At 74.3% G+C, this 24,508-nt stretch carries 25 protein-coding genes; 7 read left to right on the top strand and 18 right to left on the bottom strand.

Features of this window, described 5'->3' with window-relative positions:
• The first annotated feature begins 2 nt into the window (after positions 1 to 2).
• From O7627_RS04785 to O7627_RS04775, 3 genes are all read left to right on the top strand, one after another.
• Positions 3 to 1,682: a copper resistance protein CopC gene (locus tag O7627_RS04785; RefSeq protein ID WP_278092277.1), complete on the top strand. Its 1,680-nt coding sequence runs from the start codon at positions 3 to 5 to the stop codon at positions 1,680 to 1,682.
• On the top strand, positions 1,679 to 2,302 hold the full coding sequence (locus O7627_RS04780) for a DUF1775 domain-containing protein (RefSeq protein WP_278092276.1): 624 nt from the start codon (positions 1,679 to 1,681) through the stop codon (positions 2,300 to 2,302). Before O7627_RS04785 ends, O7627_RS04780 begins: the two co-directional genes overlap by 4 nt.
• Before the next feature lie 116 nt (positions 2,303 to 2,418).
• On the top strand, positions 2,419 to 4,323 hold the full coding sequence (locus O7627_RS04775; RefSeq protein ID WP_278092275.1) for a hypothetical protein: 1,905 nt from the start codon (positions 2,419 to 2,421) through the stop codon (positions 4,321 to 4,323).
• Between the two features lie 22 nt (positions 4,324 to 4,345).
• Here the strand turns inward: O7627_RS04775 and O7627_RS04770 are convergent, their stop codons facing one another.
• From O7627_RS04770 to O7627_RS04725, 10 genes are all read right to left on the bottom strand, one after another.
• Positions 4,346 to 5,662, bottom strand: a complete 1,317-nt coding sequence (locus O7627_RS04770; RefSeq protein WP_278092274.1) for an NAD(P)/FAD-dependent oxidoreductase — start codon at positions 5,660 to 5,662, stop codon at positions 4,346 to 4,348.
• Between the two features lie 103 nt (positions 5,663 to 5,765).
• Entirely contained in the window at positions 5,766 to 6,326 is a 561-nt protein-coding gene (locus tag O7627_RS04765; protein WP_278098164.1) for a hypothetical protein, read from the bottom strand.
• Positions 6,327 to 6,342: 16 nt separating this feature from the next.
• Positions 6,343 to 7,797, bottom strand: a complete 1,455-nt coding sequence (locus O7627_RS04760) for a DUF58 domain-containing protein (RefSeq protein ID WP_278092273.1) — start codon at positions 7,795 to 7,797, stop codon at positions 6,343 to 6,345.
• Complete coding sequence (locus O7627_RS04755) at positions 7,794 to 8,798, bottom strand: MoxR family ATPase (protein ID WP_278092272.1); 1,005 nt, start codon at positions 8,796 to 8,798, stop codon at positions 7,794 to 7,796. The genes O7627_RS04760 and O7627_RS04755 overlap by 4 nt, the downstream gene beginning before the upstream one ends.
• On the bottom strand, positions 8,795 to 9,379 hold the full coding sequence (locus O7627_RS04750) for a hypothetical protein (RefSeq protein ID WP_278092271.1): 585 nt from the start codon (positions 9,377 to 9,379) through the stop codon (positions 8,795 to 8,797). The genes O7627_RS04755 and O7627_RS04750 overlap by 4 nt, the downstream gene beginning before the upstream one ends.
• A complete protein-coding gene (locus tag O7627_RS04745) occupies positions 9,376 to 10,137 on the bottom strand; it encodes a DUF4129 domain-containing protein (RefSeq protein WP_278092270.1) in 762 nt (253 codons plus the stop codon). The genes O7627_RS04750 and O7627_RS04745 overlap by 4 nt, the downstream gene beginning before the upstream one ends.
• Positions 10,138 to 10,851: a uracil-DNA glycosylase gene (locus tag O7627_RS04740; protein ID WP_278098163.1), complete on the bottom strand. Its 714-nt coding sequence runs from the start codon at positions 10,849 to 10,851 to the stop codon at positions 10,138 to 10,140.
• A gap of 19 nt (positions 10,852 to 10,870) precedes the next feature.
• A complete protein-coding gene (locus O7627_RS04735) occupies positions 10,871 to 11,569 on the bottom strand; it encodes a dienelactone hydrolase family protein (RefSeq protein WP_278098162.1) in 699 nt (232 codons plus the stop codon).
• Positions 11,570 to 11,829: 260 nt separating this feature from the next.
• Complete coding sequence (locus tag O7627_RS04730; RefSeq protein ID WP_278092269.1) at positions 11,830 to 12,855, bottom strand: hypothetical protein; 1,026 nt, start codon at positions 12,853 to 12,855, stop codon at positions 11,830 to 11,832.
• Positions 12,852 to 13,184, bottom strand: coding sequence for a PadR family transcriptional regulator (locus tag O7627_RS04725; RefSeq protein WP_278092268.1), 333 nt, complete (start codon positions 13,182 to 13,184; stop codon positions 12,852 to 12,854). Before O7627_RS04725 ends, O7627_RS04730 begins: the two co-directional genes overlap by 4 nt.
• Before the next feature lie 78 nt (positions 13,185 to 13,262).
• Here O7627_RS04725 and O7627_RS04720 point away from each other — a divergent pair, with 78 nt between their 5' ends.
• Both O7627_RS04720 and O7627_RS04715 read left to right on the top strand, forming a co-directional pair.
• Entirely contained in the window at positions 13,263 to 13,694 is a 432-nt protein-coding gene (locus tag O7627_RS04720; RefSeq protein ID WP_278092267.1) for a hypothetical protein, read from the top strand.
• Positions 13,695 to 13,782: 88 nt separating this feature from the next.
• The gene (locus O7627_RS04715; protein WP_278092266.1) at positions 13,783 to 14,823 is read left to right on the top strand and encodes a cellulose binding domain-containing protein; all 1,041 of its coding nucleotides are present in this window, start codon (positions 13,783 to 13,785) and stop codon (positions 14,821 to 14,823) included.
• Positions 14,824 to 14,953: 130 nt separating this feature from the next.
• On the opposite strand, the gene O7627_RS04710 is transcribed toward O7627_RS04715, so the two are convergent.
• From O7627_RS04710 to eno, 5 genes are all read right to left on the bottom strand, one after another.
• Complete coding sequence (locus O7627_RS04710; RefSeq protein WP_278098161.1) at positions 14,954 to 15,895, bottom strand: Ppx/GppA phosphatase family protein; 942 nt, start codon at positions 15,893 to 15,895, stop codon at positions 14,954 to 14,956.
• Between the two features lie 45 nt (positions 15,896 to 15,940).
• Entirely contained in the window at positions 15,941 to 16,486 is a 546-nt protein-coding gene (locus O7627_RS04705; RefSeq protein WP_278092265.1) for an amino-acid N-acetyltransferase, read from the bottom strand.
• Entirely contained in the window at positions 16,483 to 17,043 is a 561-nt protein-coding gene (locus tag O7627_RS04700; RefSeq protein ID WP_278098160.1) for a DUF501 domain-containing protein, read from the bottom strand. Before O7627_RS04700 ends, O7627_RS04705 begins: the two co-directional genes overlap by 4 nt.
• Positions 17,044 to 17,171: 128 nt before the next feature.
• Entirely contained in the window at positions 17,172 to 17,825 is a 654-nt protein-coding gene (locus O7627_RS04695) for a septum formation initiator family protein (protein WP_278092264.1), read from the bottom strand.
• Positions 17,826 to 17,855: 30 nt separating this feature from the next.
• A complete protein-coding gene (gene eno, locus O7627_RS04690; protein WP_278092263.1) occupies positions 17,856 to 19,139 on the bottom strand; it encodes a phosphopyruvate hydratase in 1,284 nt (427 codons plus the stop codon).
• 223 nt (positions 19,140 to 19,362) lie between these two features.
• On the opposite strand from eno, the gene O7627_RS04685 reads away from it, so the two are divergent.
• On the top strand, positions 19,363 to 20,067 hold the full coding sequence (locus O7627_RS04685) for a hypothetical protein (RefSeq protein WP_278092262.1): 705 nt from the start codon (positions 19,363 to 19,365) through the stop codon (positions 20,065 to 20,067).
• Between the two features lie 53 nt (positions 20,068 to 20,120).
• Positions 20,121 to 21,014, top strand: coding sequence for an NAD(+) diphosphatase (gene nudC, locus O7627_RS04680; RefSeq protein ID WP_278092261.1), 894 nt, complete (start codon positions 20,121 to 20,123; stop codon positions 21,012 to 21,014).
• Here the strand turns inward: nudC and O7627_RS04675 are convergent.
• From O7627_RS04675 to O7627_RS04665, 3 genes are read right to left on the bottom strand one after another with little or no spacing between them, the layout of a single operon-like run.
• Positions 21,011 to 22,624 (bottom strand): DUF885 domain-containing protein, encoded by a 1,614-nt coding sequence (locus O7627_RS04675; protein ID WP_278092260.1) that lies wholly within the window; start codon positions 22,622 to 22,624, stop codon positions 21,011 to 21,013. The genes nudC and O7627_RS04675 overlap by 4 nt on opposite strands.
• Positions 22,625 to 22,634: 10 nt before the next feature.
• A complete protein-coding gene (locus O7627_RS04670; RefSeq protein WP_278092259.1) occupies positions 22,635 to 23,702 on the bottom strand; it encodes a MazG family protein in 1,068 nt (355 codons plus the stop codon).
• Between the two features lie 41 nt (positions 23,703 to 23,743).
• Positions 23,744 to 24,496 carry a hypothetical protein gene (locus tag O7627_RS04665; protein WP_278092258.1) on the bottom strand — a complete coding sequence of 251 codons (753 nt, stop codon included), beginning with the start codon at positions 24,494 to 24,496 and terminating at the stop codon, positions 23,744 to 23,746.
• Positions 24,497 to 24,508: the final 12 nt, after the last annotated feature.

The following is a 24,508-nucleotide window of genomic DNA, read 5'->3' as shown; positions in this document are numbered from 1 at the left end:
GAATGCGACAATTCGCGACCCGGCGGGCCCGGCGCCTCGGCACCGCCCTGCTCGCCGGGTTGGTGGGGGCCGCGCTGAGCCTGCTCGGCGCGGCCCCCGCCGCCGCGCACGCCACCCTGCTGCGCACCGACCCGGCCGACGGCGCGGTGCTGCCGGCGACCCCGGAGACGGTGACGCTGTACTTCAACGAGGCCGTCGAGGTACGCGACGGCGGGGTCCGGCTGCTCGACGCGAGCGGGACGGAGCTCGACGCGGAAGCCAGGGCGGTCGACAGCACGGTGGTGCTGACCCCGCCCGACAACCTGGCCGACGGCACGTACCTGGTGAGCTGGCGGGTGGTCTCCGCCGACAGTCACCCGGTCGCGGGCGGGTTCAGCTTCTCGGTCGGCGCCCCCAGCGCCGGCACGGTCGCGATTCCGGAGACCGAGCCGGGGTCCGGACTGCGGGTGCTGCGCCCGGTCACCGAGACGGTCGCCTACCTGGGGGTGCTGGGCGGCACCGGCTTGATGATCTTCGGTCTGACGCTCGCCCCGGTTGGCCGGTCCGCCCGGGTCCGTCGGGACCGGATCGCCGGTGGCCTCGGCGCCGCCGCCGCGCTCGCCCTGCTCCTGCTGATCCCGGTCACCGTCGCCTGGCAGGACGGCAGCGACCTGGCCGCCGTGTTCGACGGGGAGACCTGGGCGACCGGCCTGCGCTCCGATCCCGCCCTGAGCTCACTGCTGGCCCTCGCCGGCCTGGCGGTGACGCTGACCGCGGGCTGGTATGCGGGCCGGTCACGGCACCGGCCGGCGCTGACCGCCGTCGCGTTCGGCGGGGCCGCGCTGGCGTTGGGCGCGCTGGCCCTGGTCGGGCACACCCGTACCTTCGGCCCGGCCTGGCTGGTGGTCGGCGTGGACCTGCTGCACCTGGCCACCGCGGCGGTCTGGCTCGGCGGGATACTCGGGCTGGCCGTCACACTGTCCCGCGGCGCGGACGTCGCGGCGCCCGCCGCCGCCCGGACGGTGGGCGCCTTCTCCCGGCTCGCGGCGCTGCTGGTGGGCCTGCTCGGGGTCGCCGGGGTGCTGCTCGGGTGGCGGATCCTGCGCTCCTGGTCGGCCCTGTTCGACACCGGGTACGGGTGGACCCTGCTGGCCAAGACGGGGCTGGTGCTCGTCGTGCTCGCGGTGGCGGGCTGGAACCGGTTCCGGCTGGTGCCCCGGGTCGCCGGCCGGCCCGACGACGCCGCGGCCCGCACCGGGCTGCGCCGGACCGTCCGGGCGGAGGCACTGCTGCTGGTGGGCGTGCTCGCCGCCACCGGATTGCTGGTGACCCAGAGTCCGATCAAGGAGTCCACCGCCGCGGCCGCGCCCGCCGGGCCGGAGGCGGTGGTGTTGGAGGCCGCGCTCGGCACCGGCCGGGTCACCGCCCGGATCACCCCCGGCGCGGTCGGCATCAACTCCCTGGAGCTGTCGGTCCTCGACGCGGCCGGCCGCCCGGTCGAACCGGTCGAACCGCCGAAGGTCACCGCCACCCAACCGGAGTACGACATCGGCCCGCTGGACCGGCCGCTCGCCGTGATCGCACCGGGTCGGTACGAGGCGGTGGCCGACTTCCCGCTGGCCGGCGAGTGGGTGCTGACGGTGAGCGTGCGGACCAGCAAGTTCGAGAACCCGATCGTCGAGATTCCGGTGGTGATCCGATGAGAGTCCGGACCGCGCTTCCGGCGCTGCTGCTCGTCGTCGCGATCCTGACCGGGCTCTGGCCGGCCGCGCCGGCCTCGGCGCACGTCCTGCTCGCCAAGGCGCAACCGAACGGCGACGGCACCACCACCCTGACCTTCACCTTCGACCACGGCTGCGGGACCGCGCCGACCACCGAACTGACCGTCACGATGGCGGACGGGGTGATCGCAGGCAGCGCCACCGCGCCCGACGGCTGGTCGGCGGAGGTGGCGCCCAGCCGGGTGCGCTGGTCCGGGCCGGGGATCGACGCGGCCGAGGAGGCGGAGTTCTCGCTCGTCGCGCGGATCTCCGGGGTGGTCGGGCAGACCCTGTGGTTCCCGACCGAGCAGCGGTGTGACGGCGGCGGGTCCTACCAGTGGACCGGCACCGAACCGGGCGCCGAGGAGCCGGCGCCGTCGCTGATCACCACCGGCGCGGTCCTCGCGCCCGCCCCGGCACCGGCAGCCCGGTCCGGTCCGGAATCGGGGTCGGGCGGTGCCGGCGCCGGGCAGGTGGGGATCGGCATCGCGGCGGCGACCGTGTTCGCCGCCGGGCTCGGACTCGCCCTCGGCCGGCGGCGAAGAGCTGACGAGGAGGGCTGAGCAGCTACCCGGGCGGCGGTACGGCTGTGAGCTGCGCCACGCGGGAGACGGCGGGCGGAGGCCGGCCTCGGCCACCGGCCGGACCCGACCGCCACGGTGACACTAGGGTCGTCGGCGTGACGAGCACAGCGCGCGTGGAACCCGACGCCGAACCGGCCGACCGGGCGAGCGGACCCACCGACGCGCCGGACCAGCCCGCCGACACCGTCCGGGAGACCACCGGTCCAGCCGCCGGACCGGGCAGCCGGGTGCCGCGCTGGCGGCGATGGGTGACCACGCTCCGGCCGTACCGCGTCGATTTTGGTACCTGCCTGCTCTTCGTGCTGCTGGCCGGCTGGCTGACCCAGGGTCTGTGGCCGGACCCGGGGGCGCGGGTGCTGGCGTTGAACCCGGCCGACCAGACCCTCTACGAGTGGTTCCTGGCCATGGACGCCCGGCTGCTGTACGGCGACTTCAGCCTGCTCAGCGACCGACTCAACGCCCCGGACGGGGTCAACCTGATGGCCAACACCACGGTCATCGCGCTCGGCTTCCTGTTCGCGCCGGTGACCCTGCTGGCCGGCGCCCCGGTCACCTTCGCGCTGCTCGCCGCCGCCAACCTGGCCGGAACCGCGATCGCCTGGTACTGGCTCTACCGACACACCCTGGGCCTGGGGCGGCTGGCCGCCGGGCTGGCCGGCGGATTCTGCGGCTTCGCGCCCGGGATGATCTCCCAGTCCAACGCGCACCTGCACATGACCGCCCAGTGGCTGGTTCCGGTGATCATCTGGTTGGTGGTCCGGCTGATCCGGGCCGCCGACCCGGCGGCCCGGCCGGACGGGCGCCGGGACCCGCGGGGCATCGCCCGCAACGGCGCCCTGATCGCGCTCACCGTCACGGTGCAGGTCTTCGTCGGCGAGGAGGTGCTCTTCCTGAGCGCCGTCGCGCTCGTCGTGCTGGCCGTGGTGTACGCGGTGGCCCGGCCCCGGTTCACCTGGCGGGTGCTGCCGGGCTTCCTGGCCGGCATGCTGCTCGCCGTCGGGCTGGCGCTGGTCGCGCTGGCGTACCCGCTGTGGTTCCAGTTCGCCGGGCCGCAGAGCGTGCCGAACGGCATGTTCAGCCCGCACTACTTCTCCGCCGACCTGGCGAGCTGGCCGGCGTTCTCCCCGCTGTCGGTCGCCGGCTCCGCCGCCGGGGAGGCGCTGACCACCGGGCCGGCCGAGTACAACACCTTCCTCGGCTGGCCGTTGATCATCGTGACGCTGGTCTGCGCCGCCGCCCTGATCCGGCGCCCACTGGTGATCGGCTGCGTGGCCGCCGGCCTGGCGATGGCCGCCCTCTCGCTCGGGCCGGTGATCGTGGTCAACCGCGAGCCGACCGAGCTGACCGGCCCGTACTCGATGCTGTTGGAGGTGCCGGTGGTGGACGGCGCGCTGCCGATGCGGTTCGCGCTGGCCCTGATCCCGGTGATCGCGACGGTGCTGGCGCTGGCCGTCGACCGGGCGGTGCGCGACGTGCGCCGGCCGGTCCAACTCCTGGTGCCGGCGGCCTGCGTCGCCGCCTTCCTGCCGATCTTCCCGGAGCCGCTGCCGACCACCGACCGGCCCCCGCTGCCGGAGTTCATCACCGCCGGGCACTGGCGCGACTGTGTGCGGCCGGGCGGCGTGCTGGTGCCGGTGCCGCTGCCCACCCCGCAGGAGCCGTGGCCGATGCGCTGGGCCACCGGGGCGGACGCCGGTTTCAGCCTGCCGGAGGGCTTCTTCATCGGCCCGTACGCGGCCGGCGGCCGGGCCTCGATGGGCACCTACAAGCGGCCCACCTCGAAGCTGCTCGCCGACGTGGCGAAGACCGGCCGGCTGCCGGCGATCACCGACCGGACCCGGCAGGCCGCCCAGCGCGACGTCGCCTTCTGGGACGCCTCCTGCGTGGCGCTGGGCGACGACGCCCCGAACGCCGCCGCCCTGCTGGACGCCCTGGAACAGCTGTTCGGGCCGGCCACCCGGTCGGCGGACGTCTGGACCTGGCGGGTCGGCCGACCCTGACGCCCGCCGGCCGACGGCGGCCCTACAGCCGGGGGGTGGCCTCGACGAACTCCTCCCGCGGGTCGTGCAGCTGGCCGAGCGCCACCACCTCGCGCTTGAGGAAGAAGGCGAGCGTCCAGTCCACGATCACCCGCACCTTGCGGTTGAACGACGGGATCCGGCTCATGTGGTAGGTCCGGTGCATGAACCAGGCCGGCAGGCCGGTCAGCTTGATGCCGTACACCTGCGCCACGCCCTTGTGCAGGCCCAGGCTCGCCACACTGCCGGCGTGCTTGTGCCGGTAGTCCACCGGCGCCTGGCCCCGGATCACCGCCCGGATGTTGTCCGCCATCCGGGCGGCCTGCCGCACCGCGTGCTGCGCGCTGGGCGAGCAGTACGCGCCGGGCGGCCCGGTCAGGTCCGGCACCGCCGCGCAGTCCCCCGCGCTCCAGGCGCCCTCGACCACCCGATCGCCGTCGGCCACCTGGAGGGTCGGCAGGCAGGTGATCCGGCCACGGCCGTCCCGCGGCAGGTCGGTCTCGTCGAGCATCGGCGACGGCTTCACGCCGGCGGTCCAGACGATCGTGTCGGCCCGGAAGGTGTCGCCGTCGGAGAGCACCACCAGCCCGTCGACGCAGGACTCCAACCGGGTGTCCAGCCGGATGTCCATCTTGCGCTTGAGCAGCTGCTGGACCGTGTACGCGCCCATGTCCCGGTCCACCTCGGGCAGCACCCGCTGGGTGGCCTCGACCAGCACCCAGCGCATGTCCTCGGGCGACAGCTCCGGGTAGTAGCGCAGCGCGTCGCGGGCCATGTCCTCCATCTCGGCGACCGCCTCGATGCCGGCGTAACCGCCGCCGACGAAGACGAAGGTGAGCGCGCACCGCCGGGTCTCCGGGTCGCTGGTGGCCGCCGCCACGTCGAGCCGGTCCAGGACGTGGTTGCGCAGGTAGATCGCCTCACCGATGGTCTTGAACCCGATCCCCTGCTCGCGCAGGCCGGGGATCGGCAGGGTCCGGGACACCGAACCGGGCGCCACGATGATGTGGTCGTAGCCGATCTCGCGGGGCGGTCCGATGATCGGCTGCACGGTGGCGGTCTTGCGGGCGTGCTCGATCCGGGTCACCGCGCCGGAGACGATGTGGCAGCGGCGCAGCTCCCGGCGCAGCGGGACCACGGAGTGCCGGGGGGAGATGTTGCCGGCCGCCGCCTCGGGCAGGAACGGCTGGTACGTCATGTGCGGCTGGGGATCGACGACGATCACCTCGGCCTCACGCGACCGGAGCTTCTTGGACAGGCGCAGGGCCGCGTACAAACCGACGTGGCCGGCGCCTACGACAAGGATCCGCTGCGGGTTCACGGCTACCATCTTTCCCCCGCCGGGCCGATCAGACGGCACGGAACGGCCCTTCTGTGATGGAGGACGCGGGTGTGAGCTGGCCTACGTCACCGGCCGGCCCGGCTCAGCGGCGGCGCAGCAGCCAGCTCAGCAGGGCGGCGACCAGCACGGCGACGGCCAGACCGCCGAGCGCGGCGACCAGGAACGTCTGGTCGCCGGACCGGTCGGCCACCGACAGCAGCAGCACCGACAACACCGCCGCCGCCAGCACCACCCCGGCCGCCCGGGCCAGCCACCGGGCCAGCAGGTCGGGGGCGAGCACCACGTCGTACGGCAGCAGGGCGGCCAGCGCGCAGAGGCTGTGGGTCAGGTACAGGAAGCTGGCCAGGGCGAGCAGCCGCCACAGCTCGACCGGTTCGTCGTACCGGCTGGTGGCCAGCACCCAGCCGGCGACCGCGGCCAGCGTGACGATGGTCGGCCAGCTGCCCTTCGGGGCGAGTGCCGGGGCCGCGGCGGCCATCACCAGCAACCCGACCAGCCGGGTGGCGAGCACCTCCGCCGGTACCGCCACCGCCAGCGCGATCAGGGTGCTGAGGAAGATCCCACCGCGCACCAGCAGTGGCGCCAGGGTGACCCGGGTGACGGCGGTCCGGGCCGCCCGGACCCGGTCCACCAGACCGCCGATCACGCTCCGCCGCCCGTCACCGCAGCATCGCCTTCGGCGCCGAGGCGAGGCGGGCCACGTCCCGCAGCACCAGGTCCAGGCTGCCGGCGCCGGCCCAACCCACCACCGGTACGCCGTGCTCGCGCAGCTGGCCGATGGTGTTGTCCCGGTCCAGCCGCCAGAGCCGGTGGGCGACGTCGGTGAACGGGCCGCGCTGCGGCGGCGCGGCGGCGGCCGGCAGGGTGTCGACGGCCACCACGATCCGGCCGGACCGGGCCAGCCGGGCCAGCATCGCCGCCGACCGCGGGTCCACCAGCGGGGTGAGCACCACCACCAGCGCGTTCGAGGAGAGCAGGTGCGGGCCGAAGACCTGGTCGTACGGCTCGTACGGCGACGGCGTGGCGCGCACGTCGAGCAGCCACTCCAGCAGGATCAGGTACTGCCGGCGGCCGGTGGCCGGGCGCAGCCGGCGGGCGGCCGGACCGTACTCCAGCATCGAGACCCGGTCGCCCCGGTGCAGATAGTGTTCGCCGATCGCGGCGGCGGCCCGGACGGTGGTGTCCAGCACCGAGGCGGTGCCGCCGATCCCACCCGAGGTGCCCGCCTCGGCGAGCACGTCGAGCAGCAGCACCACCTCGGCGTCCCGGTCCGAGAGGGTGGCCGCGACGTGCAGTTGCCGGGCCCGCAGGGACACCCGCCAGTCGATCCGGCGCAGCCGGTCCCCCGGTCCGAAGATCCGTACGCCGGCCAGCTCGCCGCCCTCGCCGGGGCGGCGGGAGCGGTGCCCGCCGACCAGGCCGGCCGCCCGGGGCATCGCCTCGTCGGCGTCGAACGGCTCGGTGACCGGGTAGACCCGCACCGGCAGCGAGTCGCTGACCACGAGCCGGCTGGTGACCAGGCCGTCGCAGGCGGCGGCCCGGGTGGCGGCCGGCCCGAACTGGTGCCGGCCCCAGCGCAGCGCCTCGCCGGCCAGTTCGACGGCCTCGGCGGTGCCGGCCGGCACGCCGAGCGCGAACGGCCGGTCCGCGCCCTTACCGCCCGCCCCCTCCGGCGCCCCGTCGGCCTTCGGGCCGGGTGCGCCGCCGTCGGCGGCGAAGCCGGACCGGTCCAGCCGCAGCCACGGCGAGACCACGGTGCGGACCAGGACCAGGTCGTAACCGGTCCGGTCGGGGTTGCCGACGGCCACCGAGGCGGTCACGTCGCCGCCCTCGACGAGGCTGCCGTCCTCGGCGGCCAGCCCGATCCGGGGCGCCTCGACCGGCCGGCGGTGCAGCGCGTACGCGGTGCCGAGCGCGAACGGGACGGCCAGCACGATCAGGTCGACCCGGCCCAGCAGCACCCCGGCGACCAGCAGTACACCGGTGATCAGCACCGCCCGGCCGAGGGCCCGGGTGGGTGCCCAGGTCGGCTCGTCCGGGCGGGACGGGGCGTGCCCGGCCGCGCCCGGCACGGCCGCGCGCAGGGTGGTCGGGGCGGCGGTGCCGGCGGTCATGCCGTCGGCGCCCCGGCGGCGTAGCTGGGCAGCGCGCCGCTGGCCGGGGCGGGCGTGCCGGCCAACACCTCGTTCACGACGAACGCCGGGTCGACCCGGCGCAGCCACATCTCCGGCCGCAGCGTGATCCGGTGCGCCAGCGCCGGCACCGCGACGTCCTTGACGTCCTCGGGGACCACGTAGTCCCGGCCGGCCAGCGCGGCCTTGGCGCGGGCCAGCAGCAGCAGCGCGAGCGAGCCGCGCGGCGAGGCGCCGACCAGCACCGAGGCGTGTTCGCGGGTGGCCGCGGTGAGCGCCACGATGTAGCGGCCGATGGAGTCCTCGACCACCACGTTCTCCAGGGCGGCCTGCATCCGGCGCAGCCCGGTCGCGTCGACCACCGGCTTCAGCTCGGCCTCCTCCCGGCGGCGGGCCATCCGGCGGCGCAGCACCTCCCACTCCTCCTCGGCGGCGGGATAGCCGAACGACACCCGCAGCAGGAACCGGTCGAGCTGCGCCTCGGGCAGCGGGTAGGTGCCCTCGTACTCGATCGGGTTGGCGGTGGCCAGGACGTGGAACGGCGGGTCCAGCCGGTAGGTGACGCCCTCGGCGGAGACCTGGTTCTCCTGCATCGCCTCCAGCAGCGCCGCCTGGGTCTTCGGCGGGGTGCGGTTGATCTCGTCGGCCAGCAGCAGGTTGGTGAAGATCGGCCCGGCCCGGAAGGTGAAGTCGGAGGTGCGCTGGTCGTACAGGAAGGAGCCGGTCACGTCGGCGGGCAGCAGGTCGGGGGTGAACTGCAGACGGCGGAAGTCCAGCCCGAGCGCCTGGGCGAAGGACCGGGCGGTGAGCGTCTTGCCGAGGCCGGGCAGGTCCTCCAGCAGCACGTGCCCGCCGGCCAGGATCCCGGCCAGTACCAGCTCCAACGCGTCGCGTTTGCCGACCACCACGGTGCCGACCTGGTCGAGCACCGCTCGGGCCAGCCGGCCCACCTCCAGGGTGTTCACCGGTTCGACGCCGTTCATAGCTTCTCCAATTTCTCGACGATGGCCGCGAGCTCGCGGGGTGCCGGCGTGCGCTTGACGGGGGTGGACAGGAACGTCCAGAGCTCCTCGCCGAGCAGCGCCCGGGCACGGACCGGGTCGGATTCCCTGGTCAGCCCGTGCCGCAACCGCAGCCGCTCGTCGGTCAGCTCACCGAGGGCCGGCAGGACGCCCTTGGCGAACCGGCCCGATTCCCCCTTCGACCAGGCGAGTTTGGTCTCCCAGCGGTGCACGGCACCGCGCAGCGCATCCTCGGTGGTCCAGTTGTAGGAGCCGTCGTCCCGGGCCGGATCGGGCGGAGTATACGCGGGGCGGGGCGGGGGTGCCGCCACCGTGGCGGTCACCCGGCGGAGCAGCAGCAGCGCCAGCAGGCCGGCGAAGACGGCCGGGGCGGCCACCTGGAGGGAGAAGAGCCGGAGCCCGAAGACCACCACGGCGGTGAAGCCGGCGGCGACCAGCAGCGCCCCGAACAGCCACCCGTACCGGGACCGCCCGCGCCGGGTCCGGCCCGGGGTGGACTCCTCGTCGTGGCCGAGCAGGTCGTCGATGCTGGTGCTGGTCATCCGCCGCTCCCGGCGACCGGGGCCGGGCCGGGCACGCCGCCCCCGGCGGTCAGTTCGCCGCGCAGCCGTTGCAGCGCGGCGCGGGCCTGGCTGCGCATCGACTCGTCCACCGTGTGGGTGGCGTAGCGGGCCTCCCGGTAGACGTGCGCGAACGCGGCGAGCACGTCGGCGCTGACCTCGGCGCGGGCGCCGAGCAGCCGGCCGACCAGGTCGGTCGGGGTGTCGCCGACCTGGCGCGGCAGCCCGGCGGCGGCCGCGGCCTGTTCCAGGCGTACCCAGCAGGCGATCACCGCGCGGCGCGGATCGGCGTCGCTGTCGGAGAGGTCGACCAGGCCGGCGTCGAGCGCCGCGACCACCTCCTGGGCGGTCTGCTCGGAGGACGGGACCCGCGGCATCGGGGTCCGGCCGGTCCGGCGGCGCAGCAGGCCCCGCAGCAGCTGCCAGAGCGGCACCGCGATCGCCACCAGCGTGATCAGCAGGCAGATCCCCAGCGCGGCGTTGGTCAGCCAGCCGGGGATCTCGCTCGGCTCGGCCGGCACCAGCTCCTGCGGGGTGGGCGGGAAGGTCGGCGGCGCTTCGGGCGCCTCATATTCGGGCAGCGGCGCCCGCTCGACCGGCGGCGCCTCGGTCCGGTTGATCTGGAGGGAGGAGTGGGCGGCGGCGAGCGAGGCGAGGGCGAGCAGCGCGGCCACCGCGGCGAGTGGCCACCACCGGCGCGCCAGCGCGCCGATCACCGTGCCCGTCCCGCCCTGCCGCATTCAATCCACTCCGGCCCGCTGCTTGGCCCGGGCGAACACCTCGTCCAGCATTGCCGGGGTGAGCCGTCCGGTGAAGGTGTTCTGCTGGCTGACGTGATAACAGCCGAGCAACTCCGGGACTTTCTCGCCGGTCCAGTGTGCCCCATGCCCGAACGCCGGGCGCGGGCTGGGCGGCGCTACGCCGTAGACGGCGCGGGCCGCCGGCCACCAGGCGGCCCAGGCGAAGGCGCCCAGGGCCACCACCACCCGCAGCGTCGGGGCGATCAGCTCCAGCTCGCGGTGCAGCCAGGGCGCGCAGGTGTCCCGCTCGGCGGGGGTCGGCTTGTTGTCCGGGGGTGCGCAGCGGACGGCGGCGACGATCCGGGTGTGCCGCAGCGCGAGGCCGTCATCGCGGGCCACGCTCGTCGGCTGGTTGGCCAGCCCGGCCCGGTGCAGGGCGGCGAAGAGCACGTCGCCGGAGCGGTCGCCGGTGAAGATCCGGCCGGTCCGGTTGCCGCCGTGCGCGGCCGGCGCCAACCCGAGGATGGCGATCGTCGGGTCGGCGACGCCGAAGCCGGGGATCGGCCGGCCCCAGTACCGCTGGTCCCGGAACGCCGCCCGCCGGACCGTGGCGACCTCCTCGCGCCAGGCCACCAGTCGGGGGCAGGCGAAACAGTCGACGCAGGCGCCGTCGAGGTCGGTCAGGTCGGCCGCCCGCGTCGCGCGGGCGGTCACCTGCGCCGGGGTACGCGGTTCAGCCAAGCCGGGACCGGAAGGATTCGAGGGTACGGGCCCAGGCGCTGGCGGCGGCCGACTGGTCGTACACCTCGGGCCGGTCGTCGTTGAAGAAGGCGTGCCGGGTGCCCGGGTAGTCGTGCAGGGTGCACTTGCCGCCGGCCGCCTCGATGGCCCGGCGGGCGGTCTGGATCCCCTCGGCCGCCGACGTGCCGTCCTCCTCGGAGCAGTGGATCATCGCCGATTTGCCGTCGTAGTCGGACCACTCGGGGCGCATCCGCTCCCACGGCAGCACCGGGTAGAACCCGGCGGTGGCGACGATCCGGTCGGAGAGGGTGGCCGACCAGAGCGCCAGGCTCCCGCCGGCGCAGAATCCCATGCAGGCGACGTTGTCGCCGACCGTTTCCGGCCGGCCGGCGAGGTAGTCGGCGGCGCCGGCGATGTCCCGGGCGGCCTGGTCCATGGCCAGCCCCATCAGCAGCCGGCGGGCCTGGTCGGGTTCGCTCGTGGTGGCGCCGTGGTAGAGGTCGGGGGCGAGGGCGACGAAGCCGGCCTCGGCGAACCGGTCGGCGACGGCGGTGATGTGCGGGACCAGCCCCCACCACTCCTGGATGACGATGACGGCGGGTCCACCGGCGGGTGAGTCGCCATCGGAAGGTAAGGCCAGATAGCCCTCGCTGGTCCCCCCGTTGCTGCGGTAGCTCACCATCTCGCCCATCGGCCCGGCCTCCTGTCGGTCAGTCATCGTTGGCTGGTCGCACAGTCTCCGATCCGGGGTGGCCGGGTCGGCTGGTCGTCGTCCGACCCGACCGGGGCCTGCCGATCGGGGTCGTCTCGCGTTGTTTGTGCGGGTAGCCTGCCATGTCCGACCGGACCGGGGAAAGGTGTGGTGGCGGATCGCACCCTGCACGGCACGGCGGGCGGCGGTGGCCGTGGGCCACCTGCCGCCCGCCGCGGAGCGGGATCCGAGCGTCGGCGTCAGTCGCCCGGGGAGGGGCTGACCGGCGACGGTTCGGGATCCGCTGTTGGGGCGGTGGGGTCCGTCGGCGACGGTGTCGGAGCCGCCGCCGACGGAGTCGGTGCCGGAGCGGCGGGCACGGGTGCGTCCGTGGACGCCGACTCGGTCGGGGACAGGGACGGCACCCGGAACGGCGCCCCCTGTGGGCAGTACGGGTAGGTGTCCGTCGGCACCGGACCCGGCACGGGCTTGCCCCACTCGTCCATGCGCTGTCCGAACTCGTCCATGCACCAGGGGTACCCGATCCGGATCGGGACGCCGTTCTGGTCGAACAGTCGGACGTCTTCCAGCAGCCGCCCTTCGGAGTCGTAGACGTACACGTCCTGGATGTGCGAGTAGGGGTCGCTGTAGGTCGGCTCGTAGTAGTAGTCGGAATGGTTCTGCAGCTCCATGACCGCGAACAGCCCAAAGAGCACCACGACGAGGGTGCCCGCGTGCACGCCCAGTCGGGGCCAGCGGCGCAGGGTCGGGGTGCGCCGACCGAGCCAGATCGACCCGACCAGGCAGCCGGCCAGGACGAGCAGGCCGAGCAGGTAGCTCTCGTCGACCTGGGGCAGCAGGCTCGGCGACTGGCTGGTCATGGTGCTGAGCAGCATCGCCACCAGGTAGCCGCGCAGCACCCACCAGGCCGGGCGCAGCAGGCGGAGGAATTCGCTGGCTTTCGCGTACCCGATGGTGGGTCCGACCTTGGTGTCGACGGTCCGGAGTCGGGCGCGGAGGCCGGCCACGGCGGTGGCGATCCGCTGGTCGAGGTTCGGTGCCGGGCGGCCCGGGGCGGTGCCGGCGGCGGTGCGCAACTCGGCGGCGTACGCCTCGGGGGTGCCGATCCGGTCGGCCAGCGGGCCGTCGAACTCGGCGGCCACCTCGGTCAGGTGTTCGGGGAGGTCCTCCAGCAGCTCGTCGCGGACGGCCGGCGGCAGGTCGGCCAGTTCCCGGCGGACCTGCTCGACGTAGCGCGTGATCTCCTCGTCCCGCGTGACGGTCACGCCGCCACCCCCCGATCGTCGAGCAGTGTGTCCATTGTGGTGGCGAAGGATCGCCAGGTCTTGCCGGAGCGGCGCAGTTGGTCGCGGCCGGCCGCGTTCAGCGCGTAGTACTTGCGGTGCGGCCCGGACTCGCTGGGGACCACGTAGGTGTTGAGGAAGCCGGCCTGGAACAGGCGGCGCAGGGTGCCGTAAACGGAGGCGTCGCCGATCTCGTCGAGGCCGGCGGCGCGCAGCCGGCGCATAATGTCGTAGCCGTAGCCGTCCTCGTCCCGCAGGACCGCCAGCACCGCGAGATCCAGTACGCCTTTGAGCAACTGGGTGGTGTCCACGACTCCACACACTAGTACGCAATACGGGGTACCGTCAATCGCGTGCTAGTGGTGGCGGCAACCGGTTACCGTGTCGCCGTGTCCACCGGGAACGATCTGCTCCGCCGGCTCGCCAGCGCGACCGGCGTCTACCGGGGCCGCGGCGACGGCCCGGAGAGCGGCCCGTTCGTGGCCCGGATGGCGGTCGCCTCCGTCGTCGGCGGGCGGGCGGTCACCCTCGACTACGAGGCCGTCAGCGATCGCAACGGGCTGCAGCACGTCGAGCACACCCTGCTTGTGGTCGGCCCCGGCGGCCGGCTCGAACTGCACGTCGCCAGCCTGGAACTGCCCGGCGTGGTGCGCTTCTCGCAACTCGGCCCCGGCCAGTTCACCGCGTACGAGGGGCCGCTGGTGGCTCGGATCGTGCTGGCGCTCCCCCAGCCCGACGCGATCAGCTACGCCTGGTGGTGGTCTCGGGACGAGACCGAGCCCCGCGAGCAGTCCCGCGCTGACCTGCACCGCACCGGCTGACCGCCGCTATTCAGAGTGGTCGATACGTGAGATACTCTCTGTCACCCTCTCCGCACTCGGGGAGCGGTGGGACCGAAGGAGAGCAGCCGTGTCGACAGCACCGAGCCGCTGGCGGCGGGCCACGGCGGCCGTCGCCGCCGCCCTCGCCCTCACCGCCGCCGGCCTGACCGCCACCGGCGGCCCGGCACACGCCGACGCCGACTGTCTGGCCATCGACACCCGGATCACGCACTGGACCACCGGCCCCGGCACCGGCGGCTACCAGGTCACCCTGATCATCACCAACACCTGCGACACGGCGATCACCGGCTGGACCCTGTCCCTGACCCTCCCCTCGGGACACACCATCCAGCAGGGCTGGAACGCCAGCTGGACGGTGGCCGGCAACGCCGTCACCGTCACCCCGCCGCCCTGGAGCAGCGCCCTGCAGCCCGGCGGCTCGCTGAGCGTCGGCTTCATCGGTACCTGGACCGGCAGCCCGCGGCCACCGATCTGCCGGATCAACGGCCGCCCCTGCGAACTGCCACCCGGCGAGGAGCCCGCCCCCCAGGTGACGCTCACCGCCCCGGTGGAGCGAAGCGGCAACCCGAGTGTGTGCGCGCTACCGATGACCGCCGCGGTCGAGCCCGGCACCGCCACGGTCGACCGGGTCGAGTTCTACCTCAACGGCCAACTGGTCGGCGCCGACGGCAACGCCCCGTACGGCATCGAGGTGCCGGCCGACCACCCCGCCTTCAACACCATCAACCCATACCTGCACACCGCATTCGCGCGGGTGGTCACCACCTCCTCGGCCACCGCCGACTCGCCGACGACGACCTTCCAGCGGGCGGTGCATCCGCCGGCACTGATGGCGATCTCCTGCCAGCCCCGGGTCGAGGTCGTCGAGGGCGGCACCGCGACGGCGGTCTTCGTGACGGCCTGCTCGGGCACCCCAGACCTGCGCCTGACCGTCACCGGCGACGCCGGCATCAGCGTCCCCGACCTCTCAACACCCGGCACCCGGGAGCACCGGATCACCGTCACCGCAGCACCCGGCAGCGCCGGCGCCACCGCACGCATCACCGCCACCCCGGAACCCACCGGCTGCATGCCCGCCTCGACTCAGGTAGTGGTGACCCCGGCCTGACGACAGCACCGTGAGCCGGCCCACCGGCTACTCGCTCGGCTCTTGATCATGGCGCACGGAGCCGTCGAATCTGGCGATTTTCAACGACTGACAGCGCCACGATCTTGGGCTGCTCCGCTGGCGAGGGCGGTCAGGCGAGGGACCAGGCGATGCCGTCGAGGATGTCGTGTTCGGAGGCGGTCACCGCTTCGGCGCCGGAGCGTTCCATGATGACCTTCAGGATCAGGGCGCCGGCGCCGATCACGTCGGCCCGGCCCGGGTGCATCACCGGAATGGCCAGCCGCTGCGCCGCCGTCATCGTCAGCAGGTCCGCCGTCACCTTCGCCACCTCGTCGTACGAGATGCGGGCGTGGTGGATGCGGTCCGGCTGGTAGCCGGTCAGCCCGAGCGCGATGGCGGCCACCGTGGTCACCGAGCCGGCCAGCCCGACAAGCGTCGCCGCGTCCCGGCCCGGGACCGCTGTCAGCGCCCGGTCCACGGCGGCGGCGATGTCGGCCTGGGCCGCGGCGACCTGCGCCACCGACGGCGGATCGGCCACCAGGTGCCGCTCGGTCATCCGGACACAACCGATGTCCACCGACACCGCCGCCGCCACCGTCGCGGCGCCAGCCGGGGGCCGGTGGCCGACGACGAACTCGGTGGAGCCGCCGCCGATGTCGACCACCAGCAGCGGCGACGGCACCTCGGCGGGCAGCCCCCGCACCGCCCCGGTGAACGACAGCCGGGCCTCCTCGTCGCCGGTGACCACCTCCGGTTCGACCCCGAGCGTCGAGCGGACCATGGCCCGGAACTCGTCGGCGTTGGAGGCGTCCCGGGACGCCGAGGTGGCGCACATCCGGACCCGCTCGGCGCCGAGCGCGTCGATGTCGGCGGCGTAGTCGGCCAGCGCGACCCGGGTGCGTTCGATCGCGTCCGGCGCCAACCGCCCGGTGCGGTCCACGCCCGCCCCGAGCCGGACCAGTTCCAGCTTGCGGGTCACGTCGACAAGCGGCGCCGCCGGGCCGGCCGACGGATCGGGCAGGTCCGCCACCAGCAGTCTGATCGAATTGGTCCCACAGTCGATCGCCGCCACTCTCGTCGTCACGGCGGAAACCCTACGCGAACCCGGCCGGCCGGCTCAGAGCCGCAGCAGCATCCGGGTGTTGCCGAGGGTGTTGGGCTTGACCCGCTCCAGGCCGAGAAACTCCGCGACCCCTTCGTCGTACGAGCGCAGCAGTTGCTCGTAGACGGGTGCCGGGACGGGGGCGCCGTCGATCTCGGTGAATCCGAACGAGCCGAAGAATCCGGTCTCGAAGGTGAGCACGAAGACCCGGGAGACCCCGACCTGCCGGGCCGCGGCCAACAGCTCGGTGACGATCCGGTGGCCGATCCGGCGGCCCCGGCAGGCCGGGTCCACCGCCACCGTGCGGATCTCGGCCAGGTCCTCCCACATCACGTGCAGCGCCCCGCAGCCCACCACCGCGCCGTCGGCCGGCCGGTCGGCCACCCAGAACTCCTGCACGTCCTCGTAGAGGGTGACGGTCGCCTTGCTCAGCAGCCGACGATCCGGGCTGTAGGTGTCGATCAGCTCCCGGATCCGCCGCACGTCCGCCGTCCGCGCGCGCCGGATCACCAACTCGTCCCCGGCCGGCCCGGTCGCGTCGCCGGCTCCGGGCGCCGTCATGCCGCCGGCTCCGGAGCCAGGTCGGGGGCGGAGGGGTCGGGGCCGCCCTCCGGTACGCACGGGCCGCCGGTCCACCAGGGCGCCAGCAGCCGCAGGACCTCGTCGCCGAACGGGTTGACCCCGGGGCCGGTGGCCAGCGCATGACCGAGGTGCACGTGCAGGCACTTGACCCGGCCGGGCATCCCACCCGCCGACACCCCGGCGATCTCCGGCACCGGGTCGATCGCGTCCCGCCGGGCCAGGTAGTCCTCGTGCGCCGCCCGGTACGCCACCGCCAGCTCCGGGTCGGCGGCCAACCGGTCGGCCATCTCGCGCATCACCCCGGCCGACTCCAACCGGCTGCACCCACCGACCGCCCGGGGGCAGGTCAGATAGAACAGGGTCGGGAACGGCGTGCCGTCGGCCAGCCGGGGGGTGGTCTCGACCACGTCCGGCCGCCCACACGGACACCGGTGCGCCACCGCCCGGGTCCCACGCGGCGGCCGGCCGAGCTGCGCGGCCACCGCCGCCAGGTCACCCTCCGTCGCCGGCTCCCGCACCGGCCCGGGTACGCCCACAGCCGCCGACGCGTCCGGCGCAGGCTCCGCCGCGGTCGGCCCGGCCGGCGGGCGCGCGGACCCGTCAGGGCCGTCGGGCGGGGGCATGGTCACGCCGCCGACCGCCTCGGTCGGTGGCTGGGATTCGGTCACTCTTCCGGTTCCTCGTTCGCGGCCTGGATGCTCGACCAGAGCGTGTCGTACCAGGGTCCCCGGTCGGAGTCGTCGGCCGGCGGGGCCGGCTGGCCGGCCTGGCGGGCGGCGCCCTCCTCGTCGGTGAGGACCACCAGCGGCACCTCGCCCGGCAGCACCATGTAGAAGCGCTCCCGGGCCTGGATCTTGATGTACTCGGGGTCCTGCCAGAGCGCGGCCTGCTCGCTGAGCTCGCCGATGTGTTCGCGCTGGGCCCGCTGGGCGGCCTCCATCGCGGCGATGTCGGACTGCTGGTTGAGATAGACCCGGATCGGATAGGTGTAGCCGAGCGCCAGCGCGATAAGCACCGCGAACAGCACGGTGAGCCGGCCGGTGTACCGGCGGGAGCGCGGGGCGTTGGTGCGCTTCGCCGCTCCCCCGGCGGCCGCCCGGCGGGCCGCCGCCGGCCGGTTCGCCGACCGCGGCCGGTCGGCCAGCCGGCCGCTGGAACCGGCGGCGCGGGTCGAGCCGGTGATCCGGGACGAGCCGGACCGCGGTTCCGACCGGCCGCCGGTGGCGCGGGTGGGCGTACCGGTGCGACGGGCGCCGGACACCCGCGGGCCCGGCCGGCGGACCGGCCCCTGCCCGCCCGGTGTCCGGCGTTGCGTCATCGTCGCACCCCTCCCCGAGTGTTTCCGACGTCAGGCCGAACGGTAGCGCGGGAAGGCGCTGGCGCCCGCGTAGCGCGCCGCGTCGCCCAACTCCTCCTCGATCCGGAGCAGTTGGTTGTACTTCGCCACCCGCTCCGAGCGGGCCGGTGCGCCGGTCTTGATCTGGCCGCAGCCGGTGGCCACCGCCAAGTCGGCGATGGTGGTGTCCTCGGTCTCGCCGGACCGGTGGCTCATCATGCACTTGAAGCCGGCGTGGTGGGCCATCGCCACCGCGTCGAAGGTCTCGGTGAGCGAGCCGATCTGGTTGACCTTCACCAGAACCGCGTTGGCGGCCTGCTCGGTGATGCCCCGGGCGATCCGCTGCGGGTTGGTGACGAACAGGTCGTCCCCGACGATCTGGATCCGGCTGCCGACGGCGGCGGTGAGCGCCGACCAGCCCGACCAGTCGTCCTCGGCCAGCGGGTCCTCGATCGAGACGATCGGGTACGAGTCCAGCAGCTTGTTGTAGTACGTCACCATCTCGTCGGCGCTCTTGGCCGCGCCCTCGAAGGTGTAGGAGCCGTCTTCGAAGAACTCGGTGGCGGCCACGTCCAGGGCGAAGACGATGTCCCGGCCGAGCTGGTAGCCGGCCTTCTCGACCGCCTCGCTGATCAGGTCCAGGGCGGCCGAGTTGGTCGGCAGGTCGGGGGCGAAGCCGCCCTCGTCACCCAGGCCGGTGGAGAGGCCCTTCTTCTTCAGCACCGACTTGAGCGCGTGGTAGACCTCCGCGCCCGAGCGCAGCGCCTCCCGGAAGGTGGGAGCACCGATCGGCGCGATCATGAACTCCTGCACGTCGACGTTCGAGTCGGCGTGCGACCCGCCGTTGAGGATGTTCAGCATCGGCACCGGCAGCAGGTGCGCGTTCGGCCCGCCCAGGTAGCGGAACAGGCTCAGCTCGGCACTGCTGGCCGCCGCCTTCGCCACCGCCAGCGACACGCCGAGGATGGCGTTGGCGCCCAGCCCGGACTTGTCGGCGGTGCCGTCCAGGTCGAGCATCTTCTGGTCGATCAGCCGCTGCTCGCTCGCCTCGTAGCCGACGAGCTGGTCGACGATGCGGTCCTCGATGTTGGCGACGGCCTGCTCGACGCCCTTGCCGCCGTACCGGTCGGCGTCGCCGTCGCGCAGCTCGATCGCCTCGAAGGCGCCGGTGGAGGCGCCGGACGGCACCGCGGCGCGGGCGATGGTCCCGTCGTCCAGCCCGATCTCGACCTCGACGGTCGGGTTGCCGCGCGAGTCGAGAATCTCCCGGGCGACGATTCCCTCGATGGTGGCCACTGTGTCGCTCCTCGTTCGTGAGTCCGGTGCGGATCGGGCCGCGACGGTGCGGCTGAGACGCTTTCAGCCGCGAAGGCGCACGGCTGTGGCTTTTCAGAAGCAGCGTATCGGTCCGGGGCGTGCCCTCGGGCGTCGCCTCCGGGGACGGACATTCCCGGATGCTCGGCGCAGGAGCCGACAACCGGTTTGCGCGCGGTTGACCCGATCGGCGAGGCTGTGAGACATGCCAGCCGTCCCGGCCCCACTCCGCGCCCTGGCGGGATCGATCGTCGCCGTGCTCCTGCTGGCCGGCTGCCAGACCCTCGACGACGCCGGCCAGGTGATCGGCCGCTCCGACCTGATCAACGACCTGGCCAGCCGGTTGGACCAGTCCGGCGAGTTGACCTACTCGGCCGACTACCAGCTGCCGGCGGGCGAGAGCGCGTCGATCGTCCAGTCCCAGCAGCCGCTGCGCGCCGCGTACCTGTATCCCGGCGGCCGGCTCACCGTCACCCCGGACGCGACCACCGAATGCGTCGCCGCCGGTAAGCGGCAGGACTGCGTGGTCGACCCGCCCCCGCAGCAGACCGACCGGCCGTCGGTGACCCTCTTCGACAAGGCCGGCGAGCGCGGTCTGATCACCCCGCCGGTGGTGATCGGCCTGCTCACCGCCGCCGCCCTCGACCCGGACGCCGTCATCGAGCAGAACGACACCACGGTCGCCGGCCGGCACGCCACCTGCCTGGCGGTGAGTCAGGTGACGAACGCCCCGGCCGCCAGCTTCCAGACCTGCGTCACCACCGAGGGGGTGCTCGGCTCCTTCACCGGCGTGGTGGACGGCCGGCAGGTGGACATCGCCCTGAGCCGGTTCCGGCCCGAGGCGGAGAGCACGGCGTTCGACCTGCCGGCCGGCGCTGGTGTGGTCGACCGGCGCTCCGCCGCGCAGTGACCACGGCCGGGTCGCGGCGTCCGACCGGGGACCGGGGGGCGGCCGACCGGTTCGTGCCCGACGCGTCGGCCGCCGCCGCCCCGGCACCGGCCGACCGGTGCCTGGTGGTGGCCGGCCGGAAGCTGCTGGTCCGGGCCGGCGGCGAGCTGCCCCGGGTCGCCGAGCTGGCCGACGGTCTCGCCTGTGTCCCACTGGGCACCCTCGACGGCGGCCGGGTGTGGGCCGCCGGGCTGCCCGATCCCGACCCGGGCCTCGGCGAGTGGTGGGGGTGGCCGGCGCTCGCCACCGAGCTGGGCGAGCCGGTCGCCGCGCTGGCCGGGCGGGCGTTGCAGGTGATGACCTGGCGCCGCAGCCACCGGTACTGCGGCGCCTGTACGGCCGAGCTGGCCGACGTGCCGGGCGAACACGCCCGGCGCTGCCCGTCCTGCGCGCTCTACGTCCCGATGCAGCTCTCCCCGGCGGTACTGGTGGCCATCCGGCGGCCCGGCCGCGGTGGGGCGCCCGACGAGCTGCTGCTGGTCCGCCACTCGTACGGGGCGACCGAGGTGTGGGCGCTGGTGGCCGGCTTCGTGGAGGCCGGCGAGTCGCTGGAGCAGGCGGTGCACCGGGAGGTCGGCGAGGAGGTCGGGCTACGGGTCACCGAGCTGGCCTACTTCGGCAGCCAGCCGTGGGCGATGTCGGGCCCCGGGGTGGTGCTGGCCGGCTTCACCGCCACCTGCGCCGACACCGACGCCGAACCGGTCGCCGACGGCCGGGAGGTGACCCAGGCCCGCTGGTTCCCGGTGGACGCGCTGCCGGCCGAACTGCCGGCGCCGTACTCGATCTCCCGCTGGCTTATCGACTCGGTCGCGCCGCCGGCTGGCGCTCAGCCCAGGCGGGCCGACGGCTGCGAGCCCGCACCGCCGGATGGCACCGGCGAGCCGGCGCCGCGGGGTGTGGCCGGCTAGCCGAGCAGGAGGGTACGCAGGTGGCGCGGCGGCGGTGAGCCGTGCGCGAGCATCGCGTCGTGCCAGGCCCGCGGCGAAACCCCGGCCGGGCGGGCGGCGGCGATCTCGGCGACCTCCGTGTAGCCGACGAAGTACGTCGAGAGCTGGGTCGAGGTGAGCAGTGCCCGCCGCCACTTGCCGTCCGCCTCACCCTCCTCCTGGAAGCCGCGCCCGGTCAGTAGCGCCATCGCGTCGGCCTCGGCGAGCTCATCGCAGTGGGTGAGCTGGTCGAGGATCGCGTTGAGGGTCATCCGGAGCTGCATCTTGAGCTGCTGCAGCCGGACCGCCGGGCCGCCGAACCCGAGGCCGGCCATCAGCTCCTCGCCGTAGACCGCCCAGCCCTCCACGAACGGCCCGGAGAAGCCGACCGCGCGCACCCGGGTGCTGCCCCGGAACCGGCGGGAGTGGGCGAGCTGGAGGTAGTGGCCGGGCATCGCCTCGTGCACCGAGAGGTTGCGGACCATGTGGTTGTTGTACTCGCGGTAGAACGACTCCACCCGCTGCGCCGACCAGTCGGCCGGGGTCGGCGCGATGCAGTAGAAGGTCGGCACGTCTGCCGTCTCCAACGCGCCGGGCGGGTCGCAGTAGGCCACCGAGACCCCGCGGGCGAACTCCGGCATCACCCTGATCAGACACGGATCGTCCAGCAGCGACACCAGGTCGTGGGCGCGGACGAAGTCGGTTGCCTCGGCGAGCGTCCGGTTCGCCAGCTCCACGATGGACGAGTCGTCGGGGTGTTCGTCGGCGAGCTGGTCCAGCGCCCGGCGTACCGTTTCGTCGGTGGCCGGACCACCGACCAGCTCGGCGGCGGCCGCGCGGATCTCGTCGGTGACCAGGTCGAGCCGAGCCTCGGCCCGCCGCAGCACCTGGTCGGCGCTCAGTTCGGTGTCCAGGGTGTGCCAGAGGCGGGCTTCCCAGAGCCGCCGGCCGAGCCGCGGGTCCCGGCCGGTGTCGTCGTCCGGCCGGTCCCGCAGCCAGGTCACGAACTCGTCGAGGGCCCGCATCGCCGCCCGGGCCGCCGGCTCCACCGTTTCCCTGAGGCCGGGCGCCTCGGCGAGCAGCGCCGGCACCTCGTCGCGGATCAGCGCCGCGGTGCCGGCGAACTGGCCGACCGCCGTCTCGGTGTGGATCCGGGGCGGCTGCCGCAGCGTGGCGCGGGCGGTCGCGAGCGCGTCCGGTACCGCCGCCAGTCGGTCGGCGAGGCTGGTCAGCCGCTGCTCCACCGGCGCGAACGGCCGGGCGATCAGGTGGTGCAGCAGCGGACCGGGGTTGTGCCGCAACGGGTCCCACTCGTGGGTGCGGAGCTGGGTCAGCTCGAACAACTCGCGGTCCACCCGGGCGGCGAGCAGCGCGTGGTCGACCTGCTCCTGCGGGTCGAGCCCGTCGGCGTCGACCTGGGCGAGCGCGCCGGACGCGTCCCGCAGCATCGCCCCGTCGGCGGCGACCGCGCCGGCCGAGAAGTCGGGCAGCCGGTCGTCGAAGCGGTGGTCGCCGGCGGTCGCGGCGAGCGTCGGGCTGCTGGCCAGCAGGGCGTCGACGATCCGCTCGGCGATCGGCACGAAGGACGACATGACACCAAACCTAATCGGATTGCTCGGCGGCCCGGACGGCGGCGGCGTAGTCGAGCGCGGTCCGGCGCAGTGCCGCCTCCGGGTCGAGCCCGGCTGCCCGCGCCCGGGCCACCAGCTCGAAGAGCCGGGCGCCCAGTCGCGACTCGTCCGCCACCTCGGCGAGCTCGGCGCCGAGACCGGCACCGGTCCATGGCTGCTCACCGGGCGGTCGCTCGTCGCCGGGCGGTGGCTGGTTAGCGGCTGGCGGGGCGCCGCCCGGCAGCGGGAGGTCGACGCCGGGCAGCGGCGGGTGGATGCCGGCGCGGGCGGCGCGTTCCAGCAGCTTGGCGGCGAGCGAGAGCGCCGGCTGGGCGAGCACCACCCCGTCCACCACCGAGTCCCTGGCCTTCTCCGCCCGTTTGATCTGCTCCCAGTTGGCGGTGATCTCCTCGATCGTCTCGGCCGACCCGTCGGCGAAGACGTGCGGGTTGCGCCGGATCATCTTCTCGACCAGGCCGGCCGCCACGTCGTCGACCGTGAAGGCTTCCCCCGCCGGCCGTTGCTGCGCCAACTGGGCGTGCAGTACCACCTGCAACAGGACGTCGCCCAGCTCCTCGCGCAGGGCGGTCGGGTCGCCGGACCGGATCGCGTCGTACGCCTCGTAGCACTCCTCCAGCAGGAAGTGCGCCAGCGTCTCGTGGGTCTGCGCCCGCTTCCACGGATCGCCGCCGGGCGCCAACAGCCGGTCCAGCACCGCCACCGCGTCCAACAGCCGGGCGCCGGGCGGGTCCCAGGAGCCGTACATCAGCTCCAGCTCGGCCAGGCCCGGTTCACGGGCCAGCCGCAGCCCGAGCTCCCGGGCGATCGGCTCGTCACCGGCCGGCCCGGCCAGCCAGACCACGGTTTTGACGCGGGCCACCTCGGCCAGCAGATCCGGCACCGGGGTGGCCGTGACGGTGACCTCGACACCGGCGGCGCGGACCGCCGTGACCTGCTCGCTCTCGGCCCCCGCCAACACCGGATGGGCCCGTACGACGTCCCAGCCGGCAGCGGTCAGCAGCCCGGCCGGCAGCCGCGGCGAGGTGACCAGCAGCACCACTCGGCCAGCGCCGGCCGGCGGCTGCGGACCAGCCGGGCTGGTCAGCGGGCGTCCACGACGGTGTCCGAGTCGGCCTCGCCGATCGTCAGGCTCACCAGGGTACTGGCCTGGAACTTCAGCACCGGGTACTCCAGCGGCCGGTAGCGCGGGTTCACCGTCACGTCGTAGGCGGCGAACGCCTCGGCGAAGAGGTCCCGCTGGCCGAGCGCGGTGCGCAACTGCTCGCCGTCGAGCCGGGCGGCCGCGTCCGCGTCGGAGACCTCCGGCGGCACGAACCCGGCCTCCCGGCCCCGCTCGATCACCTCGGCGAGCTCCTCGGCGGTCGGCACCACCGGCTGCGGGGTGGGCAGGCTGGGGAAGCAGGTGTACGAGCGGGCCTGCTCGCGGGCCCAGCCGGAGTCGGCCGGGATGCCGAACCGCTCGGCCACCTGGTCTGGGGTGATCTGCTGCTGCGGCTGCCAGCCCCGGTCGGCGGCGAGCCGCTCGCACAGCTCGTTGAGCAGCAGCATGGTGACCACCTCGGTCCGCTCCGGCAGGGTCACCTCGCCAGCCGGCTGCTGCGGATCCACCGGTGGCTGCTCCGCGCCGGGCGACTGCTCACCCGCGGGCGCCTCGGCGGCCTCGGCCTCCCGCACCGCGCGGATCTCGTCGATGATCGCGGTGACCCGCTCCTCGGTGATCTTGGTGTCGCCGATGTAGGCGGCCACCCCGGGCTCGGAACGGCAACCGGACAGAGCGGTGGCACCGAGCGCGGCAATGACGGCGATCGAAGCCAGACGACGGACACGCTGCATGGCAGTCACTCT

Origin of the sequence: Solwaraspora sp. WMMD1047 (genome assembly GCF_029626155.1) — a bacterium.
Taxonomy (GTDB): domain Bacteria; phylum Actinomycetota; class Actinomycetes; order Mycobacteriales; family Micromonosporaceae; genus WMMD1047.
The sequence above is the reverse complement of the archived record's forward strand: the minus strand, read 5'-3'. Positions and strand labels throughout refer to the sequence as shown.

Bases quoted from the DNA above. Each gene is read 5' to 3' on its own strand.
- O7627_RS04760 (WP_278092273.1), bottom strand. From the start codon at position 7,797: ATGACCGCCGGCACCGCCGCCCCGACCACCCTGCGCGCGGCCGTGCCG.
- O7627_RS04745 (WP_278092270.1), bottom strand. From the start codon at position 10,137: ATGCGGCAGGGCGGGACGGGCACGGTGATCGGCGCGCTGGCGCGCCGG.
- O7627_RS04750 (WP_278092271.1), bottom strand. From the start codon at position 9,379: ATGACCAGCACCAGCATCGACGACCTGCTCGGCCACGACGAGGAGTCC.
- O7627_RS04675 (WP_278092260.1), bottom strand. From the start codon at position 22,624: ATGTCGTCCTTCGTGCCGATCGCCGAGCGGATCGTCGACGCCCTGCTG.
- O7627_RS04785 (WP_278092277.1), top strand. From the start codon at position 3: ATGCGACAATTCGCGACCCGGCGGGCCCGGCGCCTCGGCACCGCCCTG.
- O7627_RS04780 (WP_278092276.1), top strand. From the start codon at position 1,679: ATGAGAGTCCGGACCGCGCTTCCGGCGCTGCTGCTCGTCGTCGCGATC.
- O7627_RS04755 (WP_278092272.1), bottom strand. From the start codon at position 8,798: ATGAACGGCGTCGAACCGGTGAACACCCTGGAGGTGGGCCGGCTGGCC.
- O7627_RS04735 (WP_278098162.1), bottom strand. From the start codon at position 11,569: ATGGGCGAGATGGTGAGCTACCGCAGCAACGGGGGGACCAGCGAGGGC.
- O7627_RS04685 (WP_278092262.1), top strand. From the start codon at position 19,363: ATGCCAGCCGTCCCGGCCCCACTCCGCGCCCTGGCGGGATCGATCGTC.
- O7627_RS04705 (WP_278092265.1), bottom strand. From the start codon at position 16,486: ATGACGGCGCCCGGAGCCGGCGACGCGACCGGGCCGGCCGGGGACGAG.
- O7627_RS04665 (WP_278092258.1), bottom strand. From the start codon at position 24,496: ATGCAGCGTGTCCGTCGTCTGGCTTCGATCGCCGTCATTGCCGCGCTC.
- O7627_RS04695 (WP_278092264.1), bottom strand. From the start codon at position 17,825: ATGACGCAACGCCGGACACCGGGCGGGCAGGGGCCGGTCCGCCGGCCG.